Source organism: Actinoallomurus sp. NBC_01490 (genome assembly GCF_036227085.1).
In the GTDB taxonomy this organism is placed as follows: Bacteria; Actinomycetota; Actinomycetes; order Streptosporangiales; family Streptosporangiaceae; genus Actinoallomurus; species Actinoallomurus oryzae.
Map to the genome: position 1 here is coordinate 7,814,823 of NZ_CP109433.1, position 24,195 is coordinate 7,839,017.

General features: G+C 72.0%; 22 protein-coding genes. 5 read left to right on the forward strand and 17 right to left on the reverse strand.

The features are described 5' to 3' along the window. The first annotated feature begins 279 nt into the window (after positions 1 to 279). A complete protein-coding gene (locus OG417_RS36020) occupies positions 280 to 1,887 on the forward strand; it encodes an MFS transporter (RefSeq protein ID WP_329238551.1) in 1,608 nt (535 codons plus the stop codon). A gap of 25 nt (positions 1,888 to 1,912) precedes the next feature. On the opposite strand, the gene OG417_RS36025 is transcribed toward OG417_RS36020, so the two are convergent. Both OG417_RS36025 and OG417_RS36030 read right to left on the reverse strand, forming a co-directional pair. After that, positions 1,913 to 2,455 (reverse strand): hypothetical protein, encoded by a 543-nt coding sequence (locus OG417_RS36025; protein WP_329238554.1) that lies wholly within the window; start codon positions 2,453 to 2,455, stop codon positions 1,913 to 1,915. An 87-nt stretch (positions 2,456 to 2,542) separates the two neighbouring features. Then, positions 2,543 to 2,770 carry a hypothetical protein gene (locus OG417_RS36030; RefSeq protein ID WP_329238557.1) on the reverse strand — a complete coding sequence of 76 codons (228 nt, stop codon included), beginning with the start codon at positions 2,768 to 2,770 and terminating at the stop codon, positions 2,543 to 2,545. 1,010 nt (positions 2,771 to 3,780) lie between these two features. Between OG417_RS36030 and OG417_RS36035 the strand changes: the two genes are divergently transcribed. Next, positions 3,781 to 5,253: a hypothetical protein gene (locus OG417_RS36035; protein ID WP_329238559.1), complete on the forward strand. Its 1,473-nt coding sequence runs from the start codon at positions 3,781 to 3,783 to the stop codon at positions 5,251 to 5,253. Between the two features lie 317 nt (positions 5,254 to 5,570). On the opposite strand, the gene OG417_RS36040 is transcribed toward OG417_RS36035, so the two are convergent. After that, entirely contained in the window at positions 5,571 to 5,924 is a 354-nt protein-coding gene (locus OG417_RS36040) for a BlaI/MecI/CopY family transcriptional regulator (protein WP_329238562.1), read from the reverse strand. 661 nt (positions 5,925 to 6,585) lie between these two features. Here OG417_RS36040 and OG417_RS36045 point away from each other — a divergent pair. Then, on the forward strand, positions 6,586 to 7,686 hold the full coding sequence (locus tag OG417_RS36045; protein ID WP_329238565.1) for a lysylphosphatidylglycerol synthase transmembrane domain-containing protein: 1,101 nt from the start codon (positions 6,586 to 6,588) through the stop codon (positions 7,684 to 7,686). 73 nt (positions 7,687 to 7,759) lie between these two features. Here OG417_RS36045 and paaZ read toward each other — a convergent pair whose 3' ends face one another. Further along, positions 7,760 to 9,790: a phenylacetic acid degradation bifunctional protein PaaZ gene (paaZ, locus tag OG417_RS36050; protein WP_329238568.1), complete on the reverse strand. Its 2,031-nt coding sequence runs from the start codon at positions 9,788 to 9,790 to the stop codon at positions 7,760 to 7,762. Between the two features lie 88 nt (positions 9,791 to 9,878). Here paaZ and OG417_RS36055 point away from each other — a divergent pair, with 88 nt between their 5' ends. After that, complete coding sequence (locus tag OG417_RS36055) at positions 9,879 to 10,556, forward strand: PhzF family phenazine biosynthesis protein (protein WP_329238570.1); 678 nt, start codon at positions 9,879 to 9,881, stop codon at positions 10,554 to 10,556. 100 nt (positions 10,557 to 10,656) lie between these two features. On the opposite strand, the gene OG417_RS36060 is transcribed toward OG417_RS36055, so the two are convergent. From OG417_RS36060 to OG417_RS36095, 8 genes are all read right to left on the reverse strand, one after another. Continuing rightward, positions 10,657 to 12,495 carry an ABC transporter permease gene (locus tag OG417_RS36060; RefSeq protein WP_329238573.1) on the reverse strand — a complete coding sequence of 613 codons (1,839 nt, stop codon included), beginning with the start codon at positions 12,493 to 12,495 and terminating at the stop codon, positions 10,657 to 10,659. Positions 12,496 to 12,500: 5 nt separating this feature from the next. Continuing rightward, a complete protein-coding gene (locus tag OG417_RS36065; RefSeq protein WP_329238576.1) occupies positions 12,501 to 13,247 on the reverse strand; it encodes an ABC transporter ATP-binding protein in 747 nt (248 codons plus the stop codon). Between the two features lie 454 nt (positions 13,248 to 13,701). Continuing rightward, positions 13,702 to 14,142, reverse strand: a complete 441-nt coding sequence (locus OG417_RS36070) for a hypothetical protein (RefSeq protein ID WP_329238579.1) — start codon at positions 14,140 to 14,142, stop codon at positions 13,702 to 13,704. Continuing rightward, positions 14,135 to 14,494 carry a hypothetical protein gene (locus tag OG417_RS36075; protein ID WP_329238582.1) on the reverse strand — a complete coding sequence of 120 codons (360 nt, stop codon included), beginning with the start codon at positions 14,492 to 14,494 and terminating at the stop codon, positions 14,135 to 14,137. Before OG417_RS36075 ends, OG417_RS36070 begins: the two co-directional genes overlap by 8 nt. A 67-nt stretch (positions 14,495 to 14,561) precedes the next feature. Then, positions 14,562 to 15,362 carry a YceI family protein gene (locus OG417_RS36080; RefSeq protein ID WP_329238584.1) on the reverse strand — a complete coding sequence of 267 codons (801 nt, stop codon included), beginning with the start codon at positions 15,360 to 15,362 and terminating at the stop codon, positions 14,562 to 14,564. A gap of 14 nt (positions 15,363 to 15,376) precedes the next feature. Further along, positions 15,377 to 16,153 carry a carboxypeptidase-like regulatory domain-containing protein gene (locus tag OG417_RS36085; protein WP_329238587.1) on the reverse strand — a complete coding sequence of 259 codons (777 nt, stop codon included), beginning with the start codon at positions 16,151 to 16,153 and terminating at the stop codon, positions 15,377 to 15,379. A 25-nt stretch (positions 16,154 to 16,178) separates the two neighbouring features. Next, the gene (locus tag OG417_RS36090) at positions 16,179 to 16,646 is read right to left on the reverse strand and encodes a MarR family winged helix-turn-helix transcriptional regulator (RefSeq protein ID WP_329238589.1); all 468 of its coding nucleotides are present in this window, start codon (positions 16,644 to 16,646) and stop codon (positions 16,179 to 16,181) included. Beyond that, on the reverse strand, positions 16,643 to 18,994 hold the full coding sequence (locus OG417_RS36095) for an MFS transporter (RefSeq protein ID WP_329238593.1): 2,352 nt from the start codon (positions 18,992 to 18,994) through the stop codon (positions 16,643 to 16,645). Before OG417_RS36095 ends, OG417_RS36090 begins: the two co-directional genes overlap by 4 nt. A 150-nt stretch (positions 18,995 to 19,144) precedes the next feature. On the opposite strand from OG417_RS36095, the gene OG417_RS36100 reads away from it, so the two are divergent. Continuing rightward, positions 19,145 to 19,993 (forward strand): spermidine synthase, encoded by an 849-nt coding sequence (locus OG417_RS36100; RefSeq protein WP_329238595.1) that lies wholly within the window; start codon positions 19,145 to 19,147, stop codon positions 19,991 to 19,993. Between the two features lie 57 nt (positions 19,994 to 20,050). Here the strand turns inward: OG417_RS36100 and OG417_RS36105 are convergent, their stop codons facing one another. The 5 genes from OG417_RS36105 to OG417_RS36125 all read right to left on the reverse strand — a co-directional run bounded on the left by OG417_RS36105 (position 20,051) and on the right by OG417_RS36125 (position 24,166). Beyond that, a complete protein-coding gene (locus tag OG417_RS36105) occupies positions 20,051 to 20,953 on the reverse strand; it encodes a hypothetical protein (protein WP_329238599.1) in 903 nt (300 codons plus the stop codon). A 286-nt stretch (positions 20,954 to 21,239) separates the two neighbouring features. After that, positions 21,240 to 22,409, reverse strand: coding sequence for a hypothetical protein (locus OG417_RS36110; protein WP_329238600.1), 1,170 nt, complete (start codon positions 22,407 to 22,409; stop codon positions 21,240 to 21,242). Between the two features lie 245 nt (positions 22,410 to 22,654). Then, entirely contained in the window at positions 22,655 to 22,843 is a 189-nt protein-coding gene (locus tag OG417_RS36115) for a hypothetical protein (RefSeq protein ID WP_329238603.1), read from the reverse strand. A 2-nt stretch (positions 22,844 to 22,845) separates the two neighbouring features. Further along, entirely contained in the window at positions 22,846 to 23,226 is a 381-nt protein-coding gene (locus OG417_RS36120) for a hypothetical protein (protein WP_329238606.1), read from the reverse strand. 157 nt (positions 23,227 to 23,383) lie between these two features. Beyond that, positions 23,384 to 24,166 carry an IclR family transcriptional regulator gene (locus OG417_RS36125; RefSeq protein WP_329238609.1) on the reverse strand — a complete coding sequence of 261 codons (783 nt, stop codon included), beginning with the start codon at positions 24,164 to 24,166 and terminating at the stop codon, positions 23,384 to 23,386. Positions 24,167 to 24,195: the final 29 nt, after the last annotated feature.

Here is a 24,195-nt window from a genome sequence, read left to right on the forward strand (position 1 = left end):
CAGGCGAACGAGGACCGTCGTCCGAATCGCGTTGAGCGGGGGCTTCCGCGGGTTGGGTTTCCCTTGGTGTTCGCTTGACGGTCACGTTGCCCCGCCTTCATGATCATCGCGCCGCCGGTACGGCGGCGGAACGCAATGTCTCATTCCGCAGTAAGCGTGATGTAGCCGATTTCACAACTCGCTTGATTTGCCCTCGGGGCCGCGATCGTTGATCATTGGCCGAATGTCCCCCGCTCCCCAGCCGTCCCATCGCGGGCATGCGGAGAGCGCGGCCGGGCTGTGACCGCCACACTGGAGGCGCCACGCCCCGCCGACGCGCTACGGGCACGACCGGTGCGCCACCGGCGGTGGCTGCTGCACCCCGTCGTGGCCGCTACGAGCATTGCCGGAATCCTGCATCTGCTGTGGGCCCTGTTCCTCGCCCGGGGCGGCGGCGACCTCGCCGCCCAGAGCGCGTGGGCCGAGTTCGCCCTGCGGCATCCGGGTTCGGCCTACGACTTCGCGTGGTACGGCGGCATGCACCCCGCCTCGTACAGCGTGATCTCCCCGTACCTGATGGCCATGCTGGGCGTCCGCACGACCGGCGTGCTCGCGGGCACGATGTCGGCCGGCCTGTTCGCGCTGATCCTGACGCGTTCGGCGGTCCGCCGGCCGTTGCCGCCGGCTCTCTGGGGCGCCTTCTCGCTGTCGTGCAACGCGGTGTCCGGCCGGGTGACGTTCGCCCTGGGCGTGTTCTTCGGCCTCGCGGCCATCGCGGTGGTGTTCGCGGCACGCGGGCCGCGCGCGCCGCGCGCCGCCGCCGTGATCGCCCTCGGCGTGCTGGCGACGCTGGCGAGCCCGGTGGCGGGGCTGTTCCTGGAGGTGGCGGCCGCCGCGCTGTTCCTGACGCGGCGGCGCCGGCCGGCGTACGCCGTGGCGGCCGGGCCGCCGTTCGTCGTCGGGCTGTCGGCGCTGCTGTTCCCGTTCAAGGGCGTGCAGCCGTTCCCCTGGTTCCTCGTCGTGGCCCCGGTGGCCAGCGCCGTCGCCCTCGCGGTCTACGCGCCCAAGCCCTGGCGCAACGTCCGCGTCGGCGCGGTGGTGTACGCGGTCGGCACGATCCTCACCTGGCTGATCCCGTCGCAGGTGGGCAGCAACGTCGACCGGCTCGCGCTGCTCTTCGGCGGCGCGGTGATGCTGGCCGCGGCCATGGAACGCAAGATGCTCATCCTGTACGTGGCGTTCGCGGCGACGGTCATCTCCCAGGTGATCCGGCCGGTGTTCGACGTGGTGAACACCGGCTCGCCCGACGGCCACACCGCCGGCGTGCTGGCGGAGCTGCGCAACGTCGACGCCGACCGCGGCCGGGTCGAGGTCGTACCCGAACGCACCCACCTGGAGTCGTCGGAGTTCGCCTCGACGGTGAACCTCGCGCGCGGCTGGAACCGCCAGGCCGACGTCGACCGCAACCCGCTCTTCTACGACGGCACCCTCACGCCCGACACCTACCACGCGTGGCTCAGGAAGTGGGCCGTGCGGTACGTCGTGCTCTCGGACTCCAAGCCCGACTGGCAGGCCATGGAGGAGGCCAACCTCGTCGCCGCCGGGCAACCGTGGCTCAAGCAGATCTGGCACGACGCGCACTGGCGCGTGTACGAGCTGGCCGATCCCGAGCCGCTCGCCGACCCGCCCGCCACCGTCACCCACGCCGCGGACGGGGAGCTCGACATCGACATGCCGTCGAGCGGCTGGGTGCTCATCCGGGTGCCGTGGTCACCGTGGGTCGGCGTACGCGACGGCGGCCCGGGCTGCCTGACACAGGCCGGCGACTGGACCCGGCTGTACGCCCCGGCCCCCGGACGTTACCGGCTCGGCGGCAGCTACCAGCTCCCCCGCGGCACTCCCTGCTGAGCGTCCTGCCGGGCGGTCCGTCGGTTCAGGAGGTCTTCCCCTCGCCGGTGAAGGAACGCAGGCGCGTACGGCGGAGCCAGACCACGGCGCGGTTCATGGCGCCCTCGAACAGCACGTAACCGATCAGCGTCACGGTCACGCCGACGACCGTACCGCCGGCGATGTCGTCCGGCGCGGCCCCGGCGAGCGTCAGCGCGGCCGCCATGACCAGCCATCCGCCGGACGCCGCCAACCCGAACCTGCGGCCCGCCAGGAACAGCCCGGCCGCCGTGGCCGCCGCCATCGCGGCGTGGTCGCTCGGCGTCGGCAGGTCCGAGGAGTGCACGACCAGGCCGTGGAAGGCCGTCCACCGGAAGGTGGGCATCCGCTCGATCGGCTCGTTCGCCACCACCGCGGCCACGGCGCCGATGGGCGCCCAGAGCGCGGCGGCCATGACCGCCGCCCGCTCCCGCCGTGCGGCCCACCACGCCCAGCCGAGCAGGGCCGCGAACAACACCGGGTCCGCCTTGGCGCACGCCACGGCGGCGGTGTGCAGCCCGGGTACGACGGCCAGATGATCGCTGAGCATGGTGTTCCGCCTCGATGAGTCGCGGGCCGGCTGTCCCCGGCCGATGATCGTCGAGGCCACTGTAGGGACCGGTTGGTCAGCGCGGGGTCAACGCGCCGATTCGCCCGCGTACCGTGGCGTGTCGCAGTCGGTCCGGCGCTCGAAGAACGCGCGCCCCGCCGCCCGCCGGACGATGGCCGGCGGGCACCAAGCGGCGACCGCCAGGCCGGGCATGGCAGGTGCCGGACGGCTCGACGAAAGCGCCGGCAGGTGGCGGACGGCAGGCGACCCGGCGGGCCGGTCGGCGGGCACGTCGGCGGAGGGGTCGCCGGGCACGTCGGTAGACGACCCGGCAGGTGGCCTGTAGCGCGGCCGGCGCGCAGGCGGACGGGTCGCCGGGCACGCCGGTACACGACCCGGCAGGTGGCCTGTAGCACAGCGGACGCGCCGACGGACGGGCCGGCGGGTGACGGACGGCAGACGACCCGGCGAGCCGGTCAGCGGGCACGTCCGCGGAAGGGTCGCCGGGCACGCCGGTACACGACCCGGCAGGTGGCCTGTAGCACGGCGGACGCGCCGGCGGACGGGCCGGTGGGCGGCTCAGCGGAAGCGTCGGTGGTCGGCTCGCCGGGTGGCATACGGCTCGACGGGCGCGTCGGTAGGCGGCCCGGCAAGCGGCGGACTGTCGGTCGGAGCGTCGGCGGACGGGTCGGCGGGTGCGTGCGGCCCGGCGGGTGGCGGTCGGCTCGGCGGGTCGGCGGGCGGGTCGACGGGCGACCCTAAGGAACCTCGACCACCGCGGCGCCAAGGGCGCCGAGCCGGACGACGGCGACGGTGCGGGGATCCTCTCACCCGGGGCCGGTCGGCGGGCACGTGGGCGGGCGCGTCGGTGGGTGGGTCGCCGGACGGCTCGGCGAAAGCGCCGGCAGGTGGCAGGCGCGCCGACGGACGGGTCGCCGGGTGGTGGACGGTGGGCGCCCCGGCGGGCCGGTCGGCGGACGCGTCGGCGGACGGATCGGCGGGTGCGTGCGGCCCGGCGGGTGGCGGACGGATCGGCGGGTGCGTGCGGCCCGGCGGGTGGCGGACGGATCGGCGGGTGCGTGCGGCCCGGCGGGTGGCGGACGGATCGGCGGGTGCGTGCGGCCCGGCGGGTGGCGGACGGATCGGCGGGTGCGTGCGGCCCGGCGGGTGGCGGACGGATCGGCGGGTGCGTGCGGCCCGGCGGGTGGCGGACGGATCGGCGGGCGAGGGGCACGGGCGTTCTCTCATCGCGTGCGGTCCGGGGGACACGCCGGACCTTGACCCAGTCGATACGTGGAAATGGCGGCGACCCTACAATCTGTAGGGTGAACCCCCGTGACCGGTACGGCAGGCACCTGACCCATCCCGGGCTCCCCCTGGTCCTGGTCGCGGTGTTGTACGCGGCCGCGCAGGTCGTGGCCGTCACCACGCGCATCGGGCTCGGATGGGACGAGACCGTGTACGTCAGCCAGGTCAGCCCACACGTGCCGACCGCGTTCTTCAGCGCTCCACGGGCGCGCGGCGTCACTCTGCTGGTCGCCCCGATCGTCGGGCTGACCTCCTCGCTGACCGGGCTGCGCCTCTACATGACCGCGCTGTCCTCGGCCGGGCTCGTCCTCGCGTACTGGCCCTGGACCCGTCTGCTGCGGCCGGTCACCGTGGCACTGGCCGCTCTGCTGCTCATCGTCCCGTGGGTGACGCAGTTCTACGGCAACGAGGTGATGCCCAACGTCTACGTCGCGTACGGGGCGGTGGCGGCCGTCGGCTGGTTCGCCCACACCATTCGGGGGACGAACCGGCTCGCGCCGGTCTGGCTCGTCCTGAGCCTGGCGTTCGTCGCGCTCATGCGGCCGGGTGACGCGGCGTGGCTCGTGCTGCCGCTGCTCGGCGCGATCGCGTTCGCGCCGCGGCGGCGCCGCATCGCGCTGGCGGCGGTGGTCGCCGGATCGGTGGCCGGTTCCGCGCAGTGGATCGTCGAGGCGTACGCACGGTTCGGCGGGCCACTCCAGCGGCTGGAGGCGTCGAGCCGTACCGAGGGCGGCCTCGGCTGGCATCCCGAGGGCGTCCGGATGGAGTTGCACGCGCTCAACCACCGGCTGCTGTGCCGCCCGTGTACCGGCGCGACCTGGCACGTGGCGCCGTTCGCCGCGTGGTGGCCGCTCATGCCGGCGCTCGCGGCCGCCGGGCTGGTGCTGGCGGCACGCGGAGGGCGCGGGCGCCTGGTCGCGCTGCCCGCCGTCTGCGGCGCCGTGATCGGCGCGTCGTACCTGCTGCTCGTCGGGTACGCCGCACCGCGCTTCCTCATCCCGGCGTACGCGCTGCTGGCCATCCCCACGGCGGAGCTCGTACGCGGCGCGGCGACGCTGGGCCAGGGCCGCTGGCGGCTCGCGACGGCCGGCGTGGTCGCCGCGGGCCTGGCCGTGCACGCGGGCGCCCAGCAGATCGTCCTCGGCCACATGGTCAGCGCCCAGCACAAGGCACGCCAGGACTACGGCGCCATCGCCGGCGAACTGCGCGGGCTCGGCGTACGGGCTCCGTGCACGCTGGCGGGCGAGCAGGCCCCCGTACTCGCGTTCTACGCCGGCTGCCGATCGATGCAGATCGCCGGGAACGACGCGTCCACCAGCGCGTCCGGTCTGCTGGCCCAAGCGGGCGTCACCCACCTTGCCGTCGTCGAGCACACCAACCCGCGCCCGCGCTACACACGCGGGTGGCGCCACTACACCTTCACCACGCCGACCGGCCGCGAGTGGCGCGTCTATGTGCCGCTACGTCCACCGGCCGCCCCACGCAGTTAGGGCCGCCTCGAAGCCCCCGGCCACAGCGAGCGGCGTCCACGTGGAGGAGGGCGGCAGCCTGGTGGCCCTGCGGGGGCGTGCCGGGCGACGGAGCCGTTCCGCACGGCTTCGTGGGTGGGAACGACAACGCGGCGAAGCGGCGCCTGGACACCGGGCAGTAGAACAGCAGGGCTTTGACACAGGCTCCCGGACCCACCTCGAAGCCCCATCGCAACGGCGTCCAGGCTGCACGTCGCAGCACCGGAGAGGAAGCCTTGCCCGGCCGACGCCACGGGCGCCGTACAGCGGCCGTGGCGCTTTGAAGACGAGCTCCGGCGTCAGCCGGCGAGAAGGCGGCGCAGCATCTCCTCGTCGTCCGGCCCCAGGCCGATGACGAACCGCCGCAGCACCGCGGCGCGATCGGATTCGCGGCGCAGAGCCTCGTGCATGACCTGGGCCGCGTGCTCGGTGGCGTCCTTGGCGGGCAGGTAGGCGCCGCGTCTGCCCTCGGCATCGCGGATGACGAGTCCCTTGTCCCAGAGGCGTTTCAGGATGGTGTGCACCGTGTTGTAGGCCAGCTCGCCACTGATCCGCGCCTGGACCTCGGACGGCGTCAGCGGCCGATCGGTCGCCCGAAGAGCGCGGAGGACCTCCGCCTCGAGCTGCCCGGTGCCTCGACGTCCTCCGGTCATATGGTCACTTTACCGGTGGTACATCCGGATATGAGGGCCCGATTTCGCCCCGCTCTTCCGTTTTCTCGCTCCAACGCGATGCGCGACGGCCCGTCGACCCGGCCACACGGCCGCGCCAAGGCCCAGGGCCCTTTTGTCCCCCGCCTGACGAGCTCACCTGTACTATCTGGGTAGTAGTACAGTCGCGATACACGGGAGCGGTGGACGGACACGTGCGAATGCCGCGGTACGGGCCGACGGTCACCTTGAGAGCGACCACATGGACGACGACCCGCCGAGGAGCCCGCAGTCCCATCGGCACCGGTCCGAAGACCACCGAGCAGCGCGGCACCGCCCGTCGCCTGGAATCCACCCGGACAGGGGCGCCCGTAACGAGCGGCGTTGTGGTGCCTGGCAAGGTGGAGGAGGGAGTCGGCCCGGGTTCGGCCGCCGACCGACGACAAGGCGGCCAGGCGCCGCCTGAACACCGAGCAGTAGCGCAGTCCTCGTCCGCGTGGACCCGTACTCGGCTCCACGGACAGCGCACGAGCGCGGCCCGCCCACCGGTCCGCTGACCACCGGAGGGCGCTGACGTTTCATCGGCCCGGACACGCCGGTCTGGGCGCCCGTTCTTCATCTCGTGTTTCACCGGTGTCGATCCGCTAAGGGGACATTAGAGTCCATGAGTCGAAGCGCCTTCGTACGGCAGCCGCCGACTGATCTCGTGAGGGTTCAGGCCGACGGATCCGTCGGCGCACGGGGTCCGGTCCGCGCCTGGCTCGTCGCGGTGCTTCTGCTGGCCGGGCTGGCCCTCGGACTCACCGGGGCGGGGCTCGCCGACGTCGATGTCGCGGGCGGGCTGTGGGACGGTGCGGACTGGGTCTCCGAGGGCGCCGCGCGGATCCGCTGGGGGCTCGTGCCACTGATCGCGGCTCTCACCGCGCTGCACTATCTGACCTCGGCGCTCGGCGTACGGGCGACCGCCTCCGGCGCCTCGGAGTCCGCACGGCCGGACCGGCTCGGCGTCTGGGAGATCACCGGCGCTCAGTTCGCCGGAGCGGCGGCGAACCGGCTCGCGCCCGCCGGTCTCGGCACCGCGGCCGTCACCTGCCGCTACCTCACCCGGCGCGGCCTGCCGGCCTGCGCGGCGACGACGACGGTGGCCGTCGTCGGGCTGGTCCGCGGGCTGACCAAGCTCTCGCTGGTCACGCTGGCGATCGCGTTGTGGAGCGGCCTCGGCCAGGCCCTGCGCCCCGTCGGCCACGTCAGCCGGCTCGCCGCGCGCCACTCCGGCATGGTGGTGCCCGCGGCGATCGTCGTGGGGCTCGCCGTCACCGCGCTGCTCGTCACCGCGCTGGTCTGGCGGCGCCGGCAGTCGCGGTTCAGCGTCGGAGCGGCGCTCGCCGGCGTCGCGCACTCCGTACGCCACCTGCTGCGGCGACCCCGCTGCCTGCTGACGCTGGTCGCGGCCGCGGCAGCGGCCGACCTGGCGCTCGCCCTCGCCTTCGCGATGAGCGTGATGGCCGTGCCCGGCGTCCCGACGGGTTCGGTCGGCTCACTGATCGCGCTGTACCTCCTGGGCGCGACGGCCGGCGCGGCCGTCCCCACGCCGGCCGGTGTCGGATCGACCGAGGCGGCCCTCATCGCCGCGCTGGCCACCGTGCACGTTCCCGCCGCCCAGGCCGCCACCGGCGTGCTGCTGTTCCGGGTCATGACCTTCTGGGCCCCGGTCCCGGCCGGCGTGCTGAGCACCCGCTGGCTCCGCCGCCGCGGCGGCCTCTGACCGACAACCGGCACCGGAACCGCGGCACGAACGCCGGCGGCCGGCTCACCGCCGCGGGGCATCGCCCGGGCGCTCAGTCTCCCTTCGCGACGAGCGTCAGCACGTCGTACTTGGCCACGGACGAGCCGTCCTGCTTGGTCACGTCGGCGTCCCAGCGCACCTCGCCGTACTCCGCGCCGTGCCGCGGCTCGATCCGTTTCGCGGTGAGCGTCACGGTCAGCTCGTCGCCGGGGTAGACGGGAGTGAGGAAGCGGAGGTTCTCCAGGCCGTAGTTGGCCAGCACCGGACCGGGGTCCGGATGCACGAACAGGCCGGCGGCCAGCGACACGATCAGGTACCCGTGGGCCACGCGGCCCTCGAAGAACGGGTTGGCCCGCGCGGCCTCCTCGTCCATGTGCGCGTAGAACGTGTCGCCGGTGAACTCCGCGAAGTGCTCGATGTCGGCCAGCGTCACGGTGCGCGGCCCGGCCACCACCGTGTCACCGACCCGCAGCTCGCCGAGGTGCTTGCGGAACGGGTGGACGTCGGTGACCGTACGCTCGGCGCCGGGCGTCCACCGGCCCGTGACCGCGGTGAGCATCCGCGGGCTCGCCTGTACGGCGGTGCGCTGCATGTGGTGCAGCACGCCGCGGATGCCGCCCATCTCCTCGCCGCCGCCCGCCCGGCCGGGCCCGCCGTGGACGAGGGCCGGCAGCGGCGAACCGTGCCCGGTGGACTCGCGTGCGGTCTCCGCGTCGACGACGAGCAGCCGACCGTGCCACGGCGCGACACCCACCACCATCGCGCGGGCGAACTCCGGGTCGCCGGTCACCACCGAACCGGCGAGGCTGCCCCGGCCGCGTGCCGCCAGCGCGACGGCCTCGTCGGGGGCGCCGTACGGGAGCAGGGTGCTGACCGGCCCGAACGCCTCCACCTCGTGGGGCTCGTCCCGGCCGGTGTCGTCGGCGCGCAGCAGGATCGGCGACAGGAACGCGCCGCGCTCGGGGTCGGCGTCCACGACCCGCACGTGTTCGGGGTCGCCGAAGACCGTACGCGCGCCGGCCGACAGTGCCTTGAGCGACCGGCGCACCTCCTCGCGCTGTCCCAGCCCCGCCAGCGCACCCATGCGTACGGAGGGGTCGGCCGGGTTACCGACCGTCACCTCCGCGAGGCGTTCGGCGACGGCCCGCTCGACGTCGTCGATGACCCCGGCGGGTACAAGGGCGCGCCGGATGGCGGTGCACTTCTGCCCCGCCTTGACCGTCATCTCGGTGACGAGCTGCTCGACGAAGACGCCGAACTCCGGATCGCCGGGGCGTACGTCCGGGCCCAGAATGGAGCAGTTGAGCGAGTCGGCCTCGGCGTTGAAGCGCACCGACCGGCTGACCACGGCCGGGTGGGAACGCAGCAGCGCGGCGGTCGCGGCCGACCCGGTGAACGCCACGAGGTCCTGCTCGGTCAGGTGGTCCAGCAGGTCGCGCGCGTCGCCGCAGACGAGCTGCACCGAGCCCTCCGGCAGCAGCCCCGACTCGACGATCAGCTCGACGAGCCGCGCGGTGAGATAGGCGGTCTGCGCGGCCGGCTTGATCAGGCTCGGCACGCCGGCCAGGAACGCCGGCGCGAGCTTCTCCAGCGGCCCCCAGACCGGGAAGTTGAAGGCGTTGATCTGCACCGCGACGCCTCGCAGCGGCGTACAGACGTGCCGGCCGACGAACCCGCCGGACTTGCTCAGCGGCTCCAGGCCGTCCTCGACGTAGACGGTGTCGTCGGGCAGTTCGCGGCGGCCCTTGCTGGAGTAGGAGAACAGGACGCCGATGCCGCCGTCGACGTCGAACCTGGCGTCGTTCAGCGTCGCGCCGCTGCGCAGCGACAGGTCGTACAGCTCCTCGCGGTGACCCCGCAGCTCCGAGGCCAGCGCCTTGAGCAGCGCGGCCCGTTGATGAAAGGTCATCTCGCGCAGGACCGGGCCGCCGACCCCGCGTCCGTACTCGAGCGCGGCGCGGAAGTCCACGCCGGAGGAGGAGATCCGCGCGATCTCCGTGCCCGTCACCGCGTCGTACAGCGGGGCGCCCTCGTCCTGCGGGACGTGCCAGGCGCCGGAGACATAACTGGCCAGTGGTGCCATCGGACCCGACCTCCTCGTCGGTGGACCGTACCGGCGAATGGTAACCCGGCCCTGCCGGCGCGCCCCAGGCGCCTGGTTGACTGCGGGGATGACCGACCACAACGTCCTGCGCGTCTTCTGTGATCCCGACGGCCGACACGGCAACGAACTGGCGGTCGTCCGCGACGGCGCCTCGGTTCCGAGCGAGTCCGGCCGGCAGAAGCTGGCCCGGGAGCTGGGCTTCAGCGAGACCGTGTTCGTCGACGATCCGGAGCGCGGACTGATCGACATCTACACGCCGACGCTGCGGCTGCCCTTCGCCGGCCATCCGTGTGTCGGCGCGGCCTGGCTGCTCGGCGTCCCGCGGCTGGTCACGCCCGCGGGCGTGGTGACCGTACGCCGCGTGGACGGACTGGTGTGGATCGCCGCGCCTGCCGCGTGGGCGCCGCCCCGGACCCTGCGGGAGTACGGTTCGGCCGCCGAGGTGGAGGCGCTGCCCGTACCCCCGCCGGGTGAGTGGGTGTACGCGTGGGCGTGGCAGGACGAGGCGGAGGGCCGCGTCCGTGCCCGCGCCTTTCCCGGACGGGGCGACGGCATCGACGAGGACGAGGCCACCGGGGCGGCGGCGCTCCTGCTGACCGCCCACCTCGGCCGCGCCCTGACCATCACCCAGGGCCGCGGCTCCCAGATCCTGACGACCCCCGGCCCAGCCGGGAGGTCGGCCGGTGCGGGTCGGCCGGGGGCACACGACACGATCGAGGTCGGCGGCCGGGTCCGCCACGCCTAGAGCGTGGGCTCTCAGGTCCGCAGTGACGGCCCTCCGAGGTCCTGCCGGGCGAGGGCGCCGGCGTCGACTCGGTGACCGGCTCTCCGGCGGCCTGCCCGGATCATGCGGGTTCGGCCCGCAGATCGTCGGCCACCGAACGGCGGCCGCCGAGACGGACGGGAACGGCGGTGAGCGCCGCCACCGTGATCATCGTCGCCGCCACCAGGACGAGCACCTGCCACAGCGAGGGGGACGTGGCCCTGGAGCCGTCACCACCGGTGATGGCGTTGATGGCCCCGAACAACGCGAGGCCGCCCGGGAAGACGCCCAGGACGGCGCCGACGAGCGCGGGCAGCACCTGCGCGGCCGCCAGTGCCGTCGTCACCTCACCGGGGGTCGCGCCCAGCGCACGCGTCAGCGCCGACGAATGCCGGTTGTCGAGCACCGTCGCCCAGGTGATGACGACGGCGTTGATCGCCGCGAGGCAGAGCAGAATGATCGACCAGACGAGCAGCACGTGACGCAACGTGCCGACCTGGGCTTCGTCGTATCCGCCCTTACCCGGCTGGGCCGCGAGGAAGGCGTTGAGGATCAGCAGGACGTAGATGCCGCTGACGGTGATCGCGATGCTGACGACCGCCAGCACGGCGCGCCGCGGCCGGCGGCCGGTGACCCGCAGGGCGAGCAGCAGCGGCACGGGCAGCCGTGCCGACAGCGCGATCAGCCATCCCATGCGGCGGGGCGGGCGCGGTGCGTCGGCCAGCGCCTTGACGGTGCTGGTGCGGGCCGCCCGTACGGCGGGGACGGCGGTCGCGACGACCGCGACGACGAGTGCCACGCCGAGCACCAGACCGGCCGTGGACGCGGTCAGCGACGGCGTGCCCGCGCTGCCGACGAGGCCGGCACTCGACCCGGCGAGCAGGGGCGCGGTCAGCGAGCCGATCGTCAATCCGGCCGCGGCCGCGACGATGGCCACGAGGGCGTATTCGGCGAGCAGCACCGCGGCGACCAGGCTCGGGGTGCCGCCGACGGCCTTCAGCAGCCCGACGCGTCTGGTCTGATCGGCCATCCGGCCGCCGACCAGCACTGAGAGGCTCGCCACGGCGAGCAGGGCGAGCAGCCAGGCGCCGAGCAGCAGCAGAATCTGCGAGTCTCGGGCCAGTTCGGTGGCTTCGCCCTGGATGTCCCGCCAGCTCCGCATGGGCAGGGGACGACCGCGGTCACCCTGGTTGCCGTCGACGAACGCCTGGGCCTGGGCCGGATCGGCGAGCTTCAGGTTCGCCACGTAGGCCAGAGAGGCCGGATCGGATGTGAGGCTCCGGACGTCGGCCTTGGTGAGCCAGACCAGCCCCGGGTTGTGCAGCAGTCCCGCCGGCGCATCGCCGTCGTCGGTGACCGCTCCGTTCACACAGCCGGAAGCGACGATGCAGGACGACCCCGGATAGGGCGGCATGGCGGCGGTGACCGCGACGCCGACGACCTTGAACGACCTGCCTCCCAACCCGACCGTGTCGCCGACGTGCACGTCGACCGCGTCGGCGAACGCGGCCTCGACCACGACGCCGCCGTCGCCGACCCAGCCGCCCTGGATCACCTTGGGCTGGTCGACCGACGCGGGCGCGGCGTCGCGCCCCACGGCCTGCACGTCCGACGTCTTGCCGGAGGTCCGCAGTTTCGCCGCGGTGACCGGGTACGGCCCGCTGTGGTCGGTGACATCGGGCTTGCTCGCCAGTTTCTCCAGGCGGTCGAGCCCGGCGGACTGAACGCCGGCGACCACGTCGGGACCGTTGGTCGCTTCGCGGGTGCTCTGGTACGGGTCGCCGGCCGCGTCGCGCAGGACGAGTGCGAGCGTCAGCGTCGTGGTGGCCGCCATGATGGCGAGCAGCAACAGCACGGCCTCGGTGCGGCGCCGCCGTAGGTCGCGGACGGCGAGGCGGCTCACGAGCAGAACGCGGCCCATCGCGTTCAGTCCTCCAGCTCGGCGAAAGTGCCGAGTCGCCCGGTGGTGCCGCCGGTCAGGCTCGTCTCGTCCACGAACGCGCCGTCGCGCATCGAGATCAGCCGGTCCGCGGTGGCCGCGATCCGGCTGTCGTGGGTGACGATGACCAGCGTCTGCCCGGGCTCGTGCAGCGTCTCGAAGAGCTGGGGGACGTCCAGGGTGGCGGCGCCGTCCAGATTTCCGGTCGGCTCGTCGGCGAGGACGACCGACGGCTCGTTGCTCAACGCACGGGCGACCGCGACCCGCTGCCGCTGGTCACCGGACAGCGCCGAGGGCAGGAAACCCGTCCGGCCGGCCGGCCGGACCTGCTCCAGCAGCTGTTCGGCGCGCCGCCGAGCCGCCCGTGGCGAGTGCCCGGCCGGCAGCGCCGACAGCTCGACGTTCTCCGCGGCGGTGAGCTCCTCCATCAGATGGAAGGACTGGAAGATGTAGCTGACGTCGGTTCGTCGCATGCGGGCCAGAGCCTTCTCACCGATGTCGTCGACGCACCGGCCGTCGAGCTCCACCTCGCCGCTCGTGGGCCGGTCGAGCCCGCCGAGCAGGTAGAGCAGCGTGGACTTCCCGCAGCCGCTGGGCCCCATGATCGCCACCGTCTCTCCCGCGGCGATGTCGAGATCGACATCGTCGACGGCGCGCACCATGCCGTCCCCCTTGCCGTACTCCTTCCGCGACCCGCGGGCGCGAAGCACCGGTGTATCGGTGGCATTGCTCACGATCCACTCCTTCGGTGGGTCCGGTTCTTCTCGCATGCCCGAGCCGGCGCAGGTCCGCCTGAAGCCGCGGCACGATCTCCCCTATCTAACCGTTAGCCTTATAGATAACGGTTAGCCCTGCGAGCTGTCAATCGAGCCGCCTTGAGAGAGGCACCCCCGGCGACCGCAGAAGGGAATCAATGACGTTTCGTGGCATGACGGACGTCTTCGACGCCGACCGGGAAACGCGAGAAGGGCGAGGCCGCCCTGCTGGAACGGGGGCCGCACACGCCTGATCCAGTCGGAATCCGACGTCGCGGACGACCCCCGCGATCCGCCGGTCCGCCGGTCCGCCGGGCAGGACGTGATCCTCCGCGACGATCAGCGAACGACGAGCGAGGCGCTCGACAGAGTACGAGCGGAGCCGCCCGGCGACTGGATCACGACCGAAACCGGCGAGACGCCCTGAGGTCGCTCAGGAGTCCGCGGCGGGTGCCGGGCGGCGGGTGCGCCACAGCCACAGCAGGCCGAGCATCGGCAGCACGAGCGGCACGTAGCCGTACCCGCTGCCGTAGCCCGACCACACGGTCGCGTCCGGGAAGGCGGCCTTGTCGGTGAGGCTGTAAGTGCCGATCGCGATCACGCCGATCAGCTCGATCGAGCACGAGGTGACCGCGATGCGGTGGGACGTGCGGCCCGACCGCGCCAGCGTCACCGTGGCCACGATGTAGACCACCGCGGCGAACGCCGACAGCACGTACGCCACCGGCGCCTCGTGGAAATTGGTGCCGATCTGCACGCCGGCCCGCGCCCCGGCGGCGAGGGCGAACACCCCGTAGACGGCGATCAGCACGCGGCCGGGGCCGCTGCGGCGGACGGCCCGGTCTTCGGTCGCCGCCCGGGTCTCCTCAGCCATGCCACACCTGCTGCATTCGGACGATGAGCACGGCCGACACCAGGAAGCCGGCCGCCACGACGGCCGGTCCCCACCGGGTGCGCTCCGCCAGCCCCCACGCGGCGGCGATGGGCAGGATGACCAGCGACCCGGCGAGGTAGCCGATGAAGATCGCCATTCCGCCGTCCGAGCGCGCTCCCCCGGCGAGACGGACGACCGCCCACACCACCTGCACGAGCAGCCCGGCCTCGCCGAGGACCGCCGCGGCCAGCAGGAGCCTGCCGACCCGGCGGTCCAGCGCCGTCATCACCAGGCTCAGCCCGGCGAGGACCAGCATGCCGACGATCAGTGTCACCGCCAGCGTGTCGACCACGCGTCAGCCTTCCCCTCGACCCGACCATTACGGGACGAGACAGTACTACGCGTCGTAGTAGAAGGGCTCAGCGGCGTACCAACTCGACGTCGAGCTCGACCTGGAGGATGCCGCCGATCACGCCGATGCCGACGCGCACCGCCTGGTTCCAGTCGATGGCGAAGTCCTCGCGCCGCAGCTCGGTCACCGCGTGGAAGGCCGCGCGCGTGCCGCCCCACGGGTCCGGTCCGACGCCGAGGTAGGTCAGGTCGAGTACGACCTGGCGGGTCACGCCGCGGATGGTCAGCTCGCTGTCCATCGCCCAGCGGTCCTGGCCCCGCGGGCGCAGGCCCTTGCTCCGGAACCCGATCTCGGGAAACGCCTCCGTGTGCAGGAAGTCCTTGCTGCGCAGGTGCGTGTCGCGATCGGCGTTGCCGGTGTCGACGCTGTCGGCCTTGAGCGTGACCTCGACGACGGAGTTCTCGGCCGGCTCGGTGATCGTCGCCGCGCCGCTGAACTCGGCGATACGGCCGCGCACGCTCGCCAGCCCGAGGTGCCGGGCGCGGAAGTGGACCGAGGAGTGCACCGGGTCGACGTCCCAGACGCCCGGCTCGGGCAGCTGGAGATCGCCGGTGGTGGTGAGCTGGATCTCGCCCAGATCGAGCCCGCCGGCGCCGACGACCGCGCTGCGCGCGACCGGCTGGTGGCCGGGCGCGGAGATGATGAGCGTGTACGCGCCCGGCGACACCTGCGCGATGGCGGCGCGTCCGGCCGAGTCCACCGTCGTACGGCCGACCTGCCGGCCCGCCGCGTCGGTGAGGGTGAGGACCGCGTGCTCGACCGGCCAGCCTCCGGGGGCGAGCACCCGGGCCGTGACTGAGGGATTCACGAGAGGGGCCCCTTTCAGGCGGTCAGGGTGATGTCGGCGTCGGCGGCCTGGCCGTCCTTGACCTGGACGGACACGGCGGCCGGACCATGTCCGGCGGCGACGAGCGTGTAGTTCCCCAGCGCGAGGTCGCCGAAGGAGAACGAACCGTTCGCGTCGCTCATCGTGGTCGCGACGATCTTCCCGTCCTCGTTCATCAGAGTGACTCGTGCGTTCTCGTACGGTCTGTCGTGACTCCAGACCTCGCCGTGCAGCGAACCCCGGGCGGCGAGCACCAGGTCCTGCCGCGCCTGGGTGCCCTGGCGGATGGTGACGGCGGCGGCGGCCGGCTGGTGGGACGGCGCGGACACGACCAGGGTGTACATGCCCTCGGGCAGGCTGATGAAGGAGAAGCCGCCCTCCTCGCCCGTACGCGCGGTGCCGACGACCTCCCCCTGCACGTCGGTGACGGTGATGGTGGCGCCCCGCACGGGCGTGCCGCTGCCGGCGATCCGCACGTTGCCGGTCAGCCCGCCGACGCCGGCGACGGTCATGTCGTGACGGACGGTGTCGTCTCCGACGGCGACGAGCGAGGCGATCGGCTCGTGCCCCGGTGCCGAGGCGATGATGAGGTACGTGCCGCCGTTGCTGACGCTGAGGCGGTACTCCCCGTCCGGCCCGGTGTACGCCGAACCGATCTTGCGCCCCGCCATGTCGGCCAGCGTCACGACCGCCCCCGAGACCGGCGGGCCCTCGGTGCGCCGGACGGTGCCGAAGACGGTGAGCGTCTCCCGTAGCGCCGCGTTCTCAACCATGAGTGTTTCTTCCTCCGATTAATGGCTATTCAGGGGCCGCCGCGAGGGCCTCGAGGGCGGGTAGGGCGGCCTCCAGCGCAGACCGCTGAGCGGGCGGCAGCTGGTGGATGCGTTCGGCGAGTCTTCCGGTGGTGCGCCTGCTCAGCTCCTCCAGCAGCTCGGTCCCGGCCTCACTGGCCGTGAGCCGGCAGACGCGCCGGTCGTTCGGGTCCTGCAGCCGGTCGATGAGGCCGAGCTTGTCCAGCGCGTCGACGATGTGCGACACGGTGGGCGTGCTGACGGCCATCCGCTTGGCGAGCTCCCCCACCGACAGCGGCTCACCGGCCGCGACGGTGGCCAGCGCCGACAGCCGGCTCGGTGTCAGGTCGTCGGGCCAGTCCTTGCGGAGCTTGCGGTTCAGGCTCGCCATCGCGAGCCTGAGCCGCCCCGCCGTCGCGGCGGACCCCGCCGTCGCGGCGGGCTCCGTCGCCGGCTTCGCCGGACCCGTGGTCATTCGCCCAGCGCCACGCGTACCGTGGCGGGCTCGCCGGAGTCGATGCGCACCGCGACCGTGGCGGGCCGGTGCCCCGCCGCGACGACGGTGTAGTGCCCGTCCGCCAGACCGGTGAGGTGGTACGTCCCGTCGTGGCCGGTGGTCGTGGTCGCGATGACCTCGCCGGTCTCGTCGGTGACCGTGGTCGTGATGCCGCCGAGCGGGTTGCCTTCGGGCGAGCGGACGACGCCGCGCATCTCCCCGGTCGGGCCGGACGCGTCGCCGTCGAGGGCGAAGTCCTGTACCGCGCCGGACGCGCCGACCAGCACCGTCGCCGCCTGCGGCACCCACCCGGGCGCGCTCGTGATCACGAGGTAGTCGCCCGGAGGAGCCTGGAAGGCGTACCGGCCGTCGGGACCCGTGTTGGTGCGCCCGAGCTGGTGCCCGTCCGGGCCGGCGATGGTGATCGCCGCGAACGCCACCGGGTTGCCGGCGCCGTCGTGGACCAGGCCTCGTACGCCGTGCGCCCCGGGATCGCCGGTGCCCTCGTGAACGAACGACTCCTGCGGAGACGGACCCGAGCCGTTGGGCACCATCTGCGGGACGTTCAGCTCGCTCATGCCGCTGCCGGCCTCGCCGGCCACACCGGCCAGCTCCGAACCGACGGACTCGTGCTGGGCCTGCTTCTTGGCACGCTTGGTCAGCAGCGACGCGATCGCGGCGATCACGCAGGCGGCGATGGCGAACGCGAACGCGATGACCAGGCCCTGGTGGAACGGCGAGGTGATCAGGTGCGGGAAGTAGCTGCGGCCGGTCAGGTAGGCGCCGTGGTCCTTCAGGTGACCCAGCTCGGGCCCGAGCAGCTGCTGCATCGGGTTGTAGCCCAGGAACGCGGCGAACAGCACCGCGATCGGCGGCAGATGCGCGATCGTCTGCGCCGACTGCGGCTGGATGCCCTGCGAGACCAGACCGCTGTACATGGTGTCCGGCAGCTTCGCCGCCAGGCCGACCACCATCAGGCTGAAGAAGATGCCGATGGACAGCACGGACGAGGCGTTCATGAAGGTGGCGTTCATGCCGGCGCCGACGCCGCGCTGGTCGGCCGGGACCGAGTTCATGATCTCCGCGCGGTTCGGCGAGGAGAACATGCCGGAGCCGATGCCGTTGATGACCAGCAGCAGGGCGAAGACCGGATAGGAGAAGTTCACCGGGATGATGAGCATGAGCAGGAAGCTCAGCCCGGTGATGAGCGTGCCGCCGACGGTGAAGTAGCGGTGGCCGAGCTTGTCCCCCAGGATGCCCGACAGCGGCGCGGAGAACAGGAAGCCGACGGTCAGCGGGATCATGTAGATGCCCGCCCAGAGCGGCGTGTCCTCGAAGCTGTACCCGTGCTGCGGCAGCCAGATGCCCTGCAGCCAGATGATCAGCATGAACTGCAGACCACCACGGCCGAGCGCCATCAGCAGGTTGGCGAGGTTGCCGGCGGCGAAGGTGCGGTTGCGGAAGAGCGACAGGTTGAAGAGCGGTTCTTTGATCTTGCTCTCGATGATCAGGAAGGCGATCAGGACGACGACGCCGCCGATGAGGGCGCCGAGCACCCAGGGGTTGGTCCAGCCCATGGTGTGGCCGCCGTACGGCTGGAGGCCGTACGTGATGCCGACGAGCACGGCGATGAGGCCGATCGCGAAGGTGAGGTTGCCCCACCAGTCGATCTTGGTCTTCCGGCGGATTCCGGTGTCGTGCAGCTTGATGAACGCCCAGAACGTGCCGAAGAGGCCGACCGGGACGGACACGAGGAAGACCCAGTGCCAGTTCACCGGGCCGAGGACGCCGCCGAGGATCAGGCCGATGAACGATCCGGCGATCGCCGCGATGGAGTTGATGCCCAACGCGGTGCCGCGCCGCGCGGCGGGGAACGCGTCGGTGATGATCGCTGTGGAGTTCGCGAACAGCAAGGCGCCGCCGATGCCCTGGGCGATACGCCAGCCGATCAGCCACAGCGCCGCGGTCGCCCCGTGCATCCAGCACACCGACAGCAGGATGGAACAGGCCGTGAACACCGCGAAGCCGAGGTTGTACATGCGGACCCTGCCGAACATGTCGCCGAGCTTGCCGAACGCCACCACCAGAACGGCGGTGACGACCATGAAGCCCATCATCATCCACAGCAGGTAACTCGTGTTGCCGGAATCGAGGGGATTGAGCCCGATTCCATCGAAAATGTTCGGGAGCGCGATGAGGACGATCGACTGGTTGATCGTCACCATCAGCACGCCGAGCGTGGTGTTCGAGAGGGCGATCCACTTGTAGTGCGGTCCGAGGGGCCGTGCCTGTTCCGCACGTCTGTGCGTCTGGGCGGGCGCTGTCATAAGGGCTCTGAGCTCCTGTGTCTGCTCGTAATCATTTCGCAACAAAGGTTGCTTAGTACTAACTAACTATACGCCTACGCTCACTGCTCTCAATCCCCTCCGGAGTGTGACGACTCACCCACCAGCCTGTTCGTGCTCGATACTGGACAGATGGCCCACCGACAACGGCCGGTACCGGTCGAGGAGAAGATCGACTCCGGCGTGGCCGCGCTCGTGCCGGATCCCGACCGGCCGCGCTCGTGGACGCTCGAGGTCAACGGCACGCCCCAGTCGCACGTCGACCTGGACGATCCGGAGTATCTGGACTTCGAGTACGTCCGGCGGCTGGGCCACGTCGTCGACCTGATCGCACCGCGAGGACGGCCGCTGCGCGTGCTGCACCTCGGCGGCGGCGGCCTGACGCTCGCGCGCTACGTCGCGGCCACCCGGCCGCGGTCCACCCAGCAGGTCGTGGAGATCGACGCCGCCCTGGTCGACCTCGTACGGCGGCGGCTCCCCCTCGACCGCGGCGCGCGGATCCGGATCCGCGTCGGCGACGCGCGCGCCGTCCTGGCCCGCGCGCCCGAGGACGTCTTCGACCTCATCGTGGCGGACGTCTACGCCGCGGGGCGGCAGCCCGCGCACCTGACGTCGGTGGAGTTCCACACCGCCGCCGCGCGCACGCTGCGCCCGGGCGGGTTCTACGCCGCGAACCTGGCCGACGGCGCGCCGCTGTCCTTCGCCCGCGCCCAGGTGGCGACGCTGCGCGAAGTCCTGCCCGAGGTGTGCCTCGTCGCCGATCCGGCGGTGCTGCGAGGCCGCCGGTTCGGCAACCTCGTCCTGGTGGCCGGCCGTACGGAGCCGCCGGTGGCCGACCTGACCCGCCGGGCCGCCGGCGACCCGTTCCCGGGCCGGGTGGTGTACGGGGAGGACCTGACGAGGTTCGCCTCGGGCGCGGCCCCGGTCACCGACGCGACGGCCCGCCCGTCACCGCCTCCGCCGGAGGGCGTCTTCGGCTGAGTACGGCCCGTTATGGCGGCCGGCGCTCCCGAGCCCACCCGGCCGTGCCCGAGGCGCTCACCCGTCGTCCAGGACCGTCTGCAGGAATGTGGCGAGGTAGCCGGACCTGTACGTCCCGTCCTGGAGTCCGACCTCGCGCGCCTCGTCCGCGTCGATGAACCGCAGGGAACCGTCGGCGCTCTCGGCCGCACCGAACTCACCGGTGTCCACGATCCCCGGCCAGGCGCCGGGCTCGTGATAGATCGGCGGGTCGGCGGAAAACAGGGCGAGCAGGCTCTCGTCGTGACCGACGATCTTCCAGGTCCCGTTCGTGATCTGGCTTTCCTCGGTGTAGACCGGGTGCTTCCGTGGCGTCTTGCGGAGCTCCGGGTCGAGCCGTCCGTCCGGCGAGCACCCCTCGAACAGGCCGAGCGCGGTGCCGAAGCGGTTCCGCGTCAGCACGACGGCCAGGCGGTGGCCGCGCCCGCGCGCGGGAATCGCCAGCACGTCCCCGGGCCCTGGCCGGGGGATGCGTTTCCCCGGCACCTCGGCCGTGAGCCCGCGGATGTCCGCGCCCTGGACGTCGGCCAGCGGAACCCGTCCGGAGCGCAGCACCTGGAGCAGGGCTTCCGCGAGCCGTCGCGGGGTGACCGGTACACCGGTCTCGGCGCTGAGCCGCTCGGCCAGCGCGGCCTGGCACTCGGTCGCGTCCGCGAAGACGGCGTCGTTCAGCTCCGGGACCCGGGACGGCTCGTCGCTGTCGTACGGTTCGCCGCCCGCCAGGGTGACCCTGAACGTCAGCGGCTGCGGGAAGCCGCCGTCGACGGCCTCATCGTTCGCCGGGACCGTCCAGCCGAGGATCTCCAGGAGCTCGGCGAGTGTGATCGGGCCGCCGATCTCGTCGGCGAAGCCGGACGCGACCTCGGCAAGGCCCGCGGCGGCCTCCCCGACGGCCTCGGCCGGAAACGAGGTGTCGTTCACCCCGGCGTCCCTTCCCGCCCGCCCAGCGCGGACTCTCCGGGCGCGGATGCCTTCGCGAGGTGGGGTCCGGGGGCGTTGTCCATCCCCCGGACCCCGGTGTGCCGCCCGTTTGCACACACCGGCACGTTCAAGAGAACGGATCAGTCCTGAAGTCGCCGTGCTCTACCAATTGAGCTAACGCCGCACGTGGAGCGGCATGCCGGCCTCGAACCGGCACCTCGGCGAGTGCCGTCCGCACCCGGTCGATCCGGTGTTGAGCATAACGGGAGGGGGATTCGAACCGTTCCTAAGGACTGAGCGTGAGTTGCACAGGCTCAGTCGGACGCTCCGAACGGTGTTGAGCGTCCTGGTCGCCCGCGTTCGCGCCGTATCCGGTTTGAGCGGATCGTGTCCGTGGTCCGGGGATGCGGGGGCGGGTTCCCTCACGCCCACGGGCGGCGCCTGCGGCCTGGGCGGTCCGATGCCCACGACGATCGCTCTGGTCGTCGTGGGGCGGTGCCGTCCGTCGCCGGATGCGGTGCCCGAGGGCGCGTCGTCCGATCGCGATGCCGGCGGCATCGTGACGGGTCGGCTTGCGGTGGGGCGTAACCATAGGTTTTTGCCAGTGCTCGGCGCCCCACTTGGAGGTGTAGGCAGGATCGACCGCGACGATCGTGATCCCCAGCTCAGCGGCCATGCTGACCAGCCGCGCTCGCAGCTTGCTCACAGGCATTCCGCTGATCAGCTTTCGAAACCGCTTGCGGCGGCCGTGTTTCTCGCGGGTTTTTTCCGCCGCGAAGTCGAGGTCTTCGATCGCGATGCTCAAGCTGTGCCGGACGGCCCAGCGCAGCAGGCGGGTGAGGGCATGGCGGACCTGGGCGTCGCGGTGCTGAGCGTTGCCGGACAGATCGTAGAAAAACCGCAGGGGCTCGCCGCACGGGTTGCCGTGCTCGTCCAGGCGCCACGCGGCCAGATGATCGGCATTGGTGTCCACGCCGATCAGGCCGCCTCGCCTGACTTGGTCGAGCGGAATGGCTTTGACCGGCGGGATCGTCCACGATGCGGTGAGGTACCAGCGCCCTCGCTCGACATCGAGGTGGATACGGTAGGCCACGGCCCGGTTCGCGTTGATCCGGTCGGCCCACTCGGCGCCGCGGTGGTGAAACACCACAGCGTCCGTCAGGACGTATCGGCCATGCTTGGCGTTGGCCAGACGCGCCAGCGTGGCGGGGAGTTTGAGTGAGACTTCACCGTCCGGCGTCACGCGGATGGTTTCATTGCCGTACCTCTTGCCGGATTCGCCGTCGGCGGTCAGGAACCAGCGCTCGACTTCCCAGCGCTTCCGCCACTGCCCTTCGGTGAGCTGGACGGCCTGGAGGTTGTGACGGTTGCGGGCAAGCCTCTTGCCGCCCCGCACGACGCGGACGCGCCCGGCCTCCCAGTCGGCCCGCTCCCTGATGAGCCGGTCTTCAAGCACACGCAGACGCCGGGTCTTGGCGAACCATCAGGCCCCGCTTGCGCCCTGCCCACCTGTCGCTGGAGTGGTCCAGGCCGTCAGCGCAGCGCCGTTTGAGGTCACCAGACGCGAGCGTCCCCAGGTGCGCGCCCACGGCCCGCAACACCTTCTCGTCCTCGGGCGTAAGACCCTTGAGCCGAGTGCGAATCGCCACACCAGACGGCCCCAACGCGACGAACGGCGCCTCGATCGGCCGCAGTTTCGTATCAGTCATGCCGGTCGGCCTCCAACGCTTCAAGAACGCAATTATTCGCCGAACGGCGGCCGTACAGGCAGACACAAAACGACGTCAGCACCGTCACCACATCGCACACCACATCCTCTTCAGCCTCGCCGCCATCGCGCACCACAAGGCGGCGGCCATGCGGGGAAAAAGCGGATTCGACAAACTCCACGTTCAACCTGCCGCGGCGATTTCACGCTCGACCACCACGCTGGTCACAACCGGGTCGGCGAGCATGTGCTGGCCTTCGACCGGCAGCCGTTCATGCCGGAGTCGATCTCCGCCTCCACACGGACGACCTGGTGACCGTCCCTTGCCGCCCACTTCGACAACCACGCGACCTGGCTTCCAGATAGGCCTTCTGATCGCGGAAGGAGACGCGGGCATACGAACCCAGGTCGCCAATGACCTCGAGGTCGTGGCCGCGTCGATATTCATCAAGATCGTACGCGACCCGAAACGCTGAGCAGGCACAGAAAGCGCCCCGTTACGGAACCAGCGATACGTTGCGTGGGGATTGATCCCTTGTCCTCGCGCCCACTCAGTCAGCGTCACGCGAAGAGCATAGCGGTGAAAGTCATGGCCATGCACTTATACACACTCAGCGCGGACATTCCGGCCATTCTCTCCGTATTAAAACGGGGAGAAAGAGATCACCGACCTGACGGTAGATGTGCGCCGGCCGCCGCACAACACGGCCGTCTCACGGTCGTCAGGCCAGGTCGCGCCACTCGGTCGAACCTCCGTGGGCGATGACGTCGCGCGACAGCGCCCGGGTGGCCGTGAGCACGGCCGGCACGAGCCTGCGCAGGTCGGCGCCCTGCCTGCGGGTGACCAGCGACATCGCGGCCAGCACGCCGCCGCCGGCGTCGCGCACGGGTGCCGCCACCGAATAGGAGTTGAGGGTCATCTCCTCGCTGGTCACCGCGTAGCCGACCCGGCGGACCTCGGCCAGGCAGGCCCGCAGCCGCTCGGGGTCGGTGATCGTGTGCGGCGTGTGCGGAGACAGGCCCTCGGCGAGCACGCCGTCGACGAACTCATCCGAGGAGAAGGCGAGCAGCACCCGGCCGACGCCGGTCGCGTGCAGCGGGAGCTCGGCGGCCACCCGCGTCACGATGGGCACCGACCGGGGGCCGCGCAGGCGTTCGAGGTAGAGGGCCTTGTGCTCGTTGAGCACGGCGAGCTGGACGTTCTCATGGGTGACCTCGTACAGGTCCTCCATGTGCGGCAGTGCCAGCTCGCGCAGCGCGGTCGCGGCCGAGGCCTGCGCGCCGATGCGCCACAGGTGCATGCCGACGCGGTAGGAGCCGTCGGACAGGCGTTCGAGGAACCCGCCGGCGGTCAGCTCGCCGACGAGCCGGTGACCGGTGGCGAGGGGCAGGCTCGCGCGCCGGCAGATCTCGGTGAGGGTCAGCCGTACGCCGCCGGGCGCGAACGCCTCCAGAATGGCCATCACCTTGCCCGCCACGCTGGGGGGTGTTCCCACGCTCGCCATGCCCTGCCTTCCCGACCCGGGCATCCACC

Bases quoted from the DNA above. Each gene is read 5' to 3' on its own strand.
- OG417_RS36025 (WP_329238554.1), bottom strand. From the start codon at position 2,455: ATGCTCAGCGATCATCTGGCCGTCGTACCCGGGCTGCACACCGCCGCC.
- OG417_RS36040 (WP_329238562.1), bottom strand. From the start codon at position 5,924: ATGACCGGAGGACGTCGAGGCACCGGGCAGCTCGAGGCGGAGGTCCTC.
- OG417_RS36045 (WP_329238565.1), top strand. From the start codon at position 6,586: ATGAGTCGAAGCGCCTTCGTACGGCAGCCGCCGACTGATCTCGTGAGG.
- paaZ (WP_329238568.1), bottom strand. From the start codon at position 9,790: ATGGCACCACTGGCCAGTTATGTCTCCGGCGCCTGGCACGTCCCGCAG.
- OG417_RS36055 (WP_329238570.1), top strand. From the start codon at position 9,879: ATGACCGACCACAACGTCCTGCGCGTCTTCTGTGATCCCGACGGCCGA.
- OG417_RS36060 (WP_329238573.1), bottom strand. From the start codon at position 12,495: ATGGGCCGCGTTCTGCTCGTGAGCCGCCTCGCCGTCCGCGACCTACGG.
- OG417_RS36070 (WP_329238579.1), bottom strand. From the start codon at position 14,142: ATGGCTGAGGAGACCCGGGCGGCGACCGAAGACCGGGCCGTCCGCCGC.
- OG417_RS36085 (WP_329238587.1), bottom strand. From the start codon at position 16,153: ATGGTTGAGAACGCGGCGCTACGGGAGACGCTCACCGTCTTCGGCACC.
- OG417_RS36090 (WP_329238589.1), bottom strand. From the start codon at position 16,646: ATGACCACGGGTCCGGCGAAGCCGGCGACGGAGCCCGCCGCGACGGCG.
- OG417_RS36095 (WP_329238593.1), bottom strand. From the start codon at position 18,994: ATGACAGCGCCCGCCCAGACGCACAGACGTGCGGAACAGGCACGGCCC.
- OG417_RS36100 (WP_329238595.1), top strand. From the start codon at position 19,145: ATGGCCCACCGACAACGGCCGGTACCGGTCGAGGAGAAGATCGACTCC.
- OG417_RS36125 (WP_329238609.1), bottom strand. From the start codon at position 24,166: ATGGCGAGCGTGGGAACACCCCCCAGCGTGGCGGGCAAGGTGATGGCC.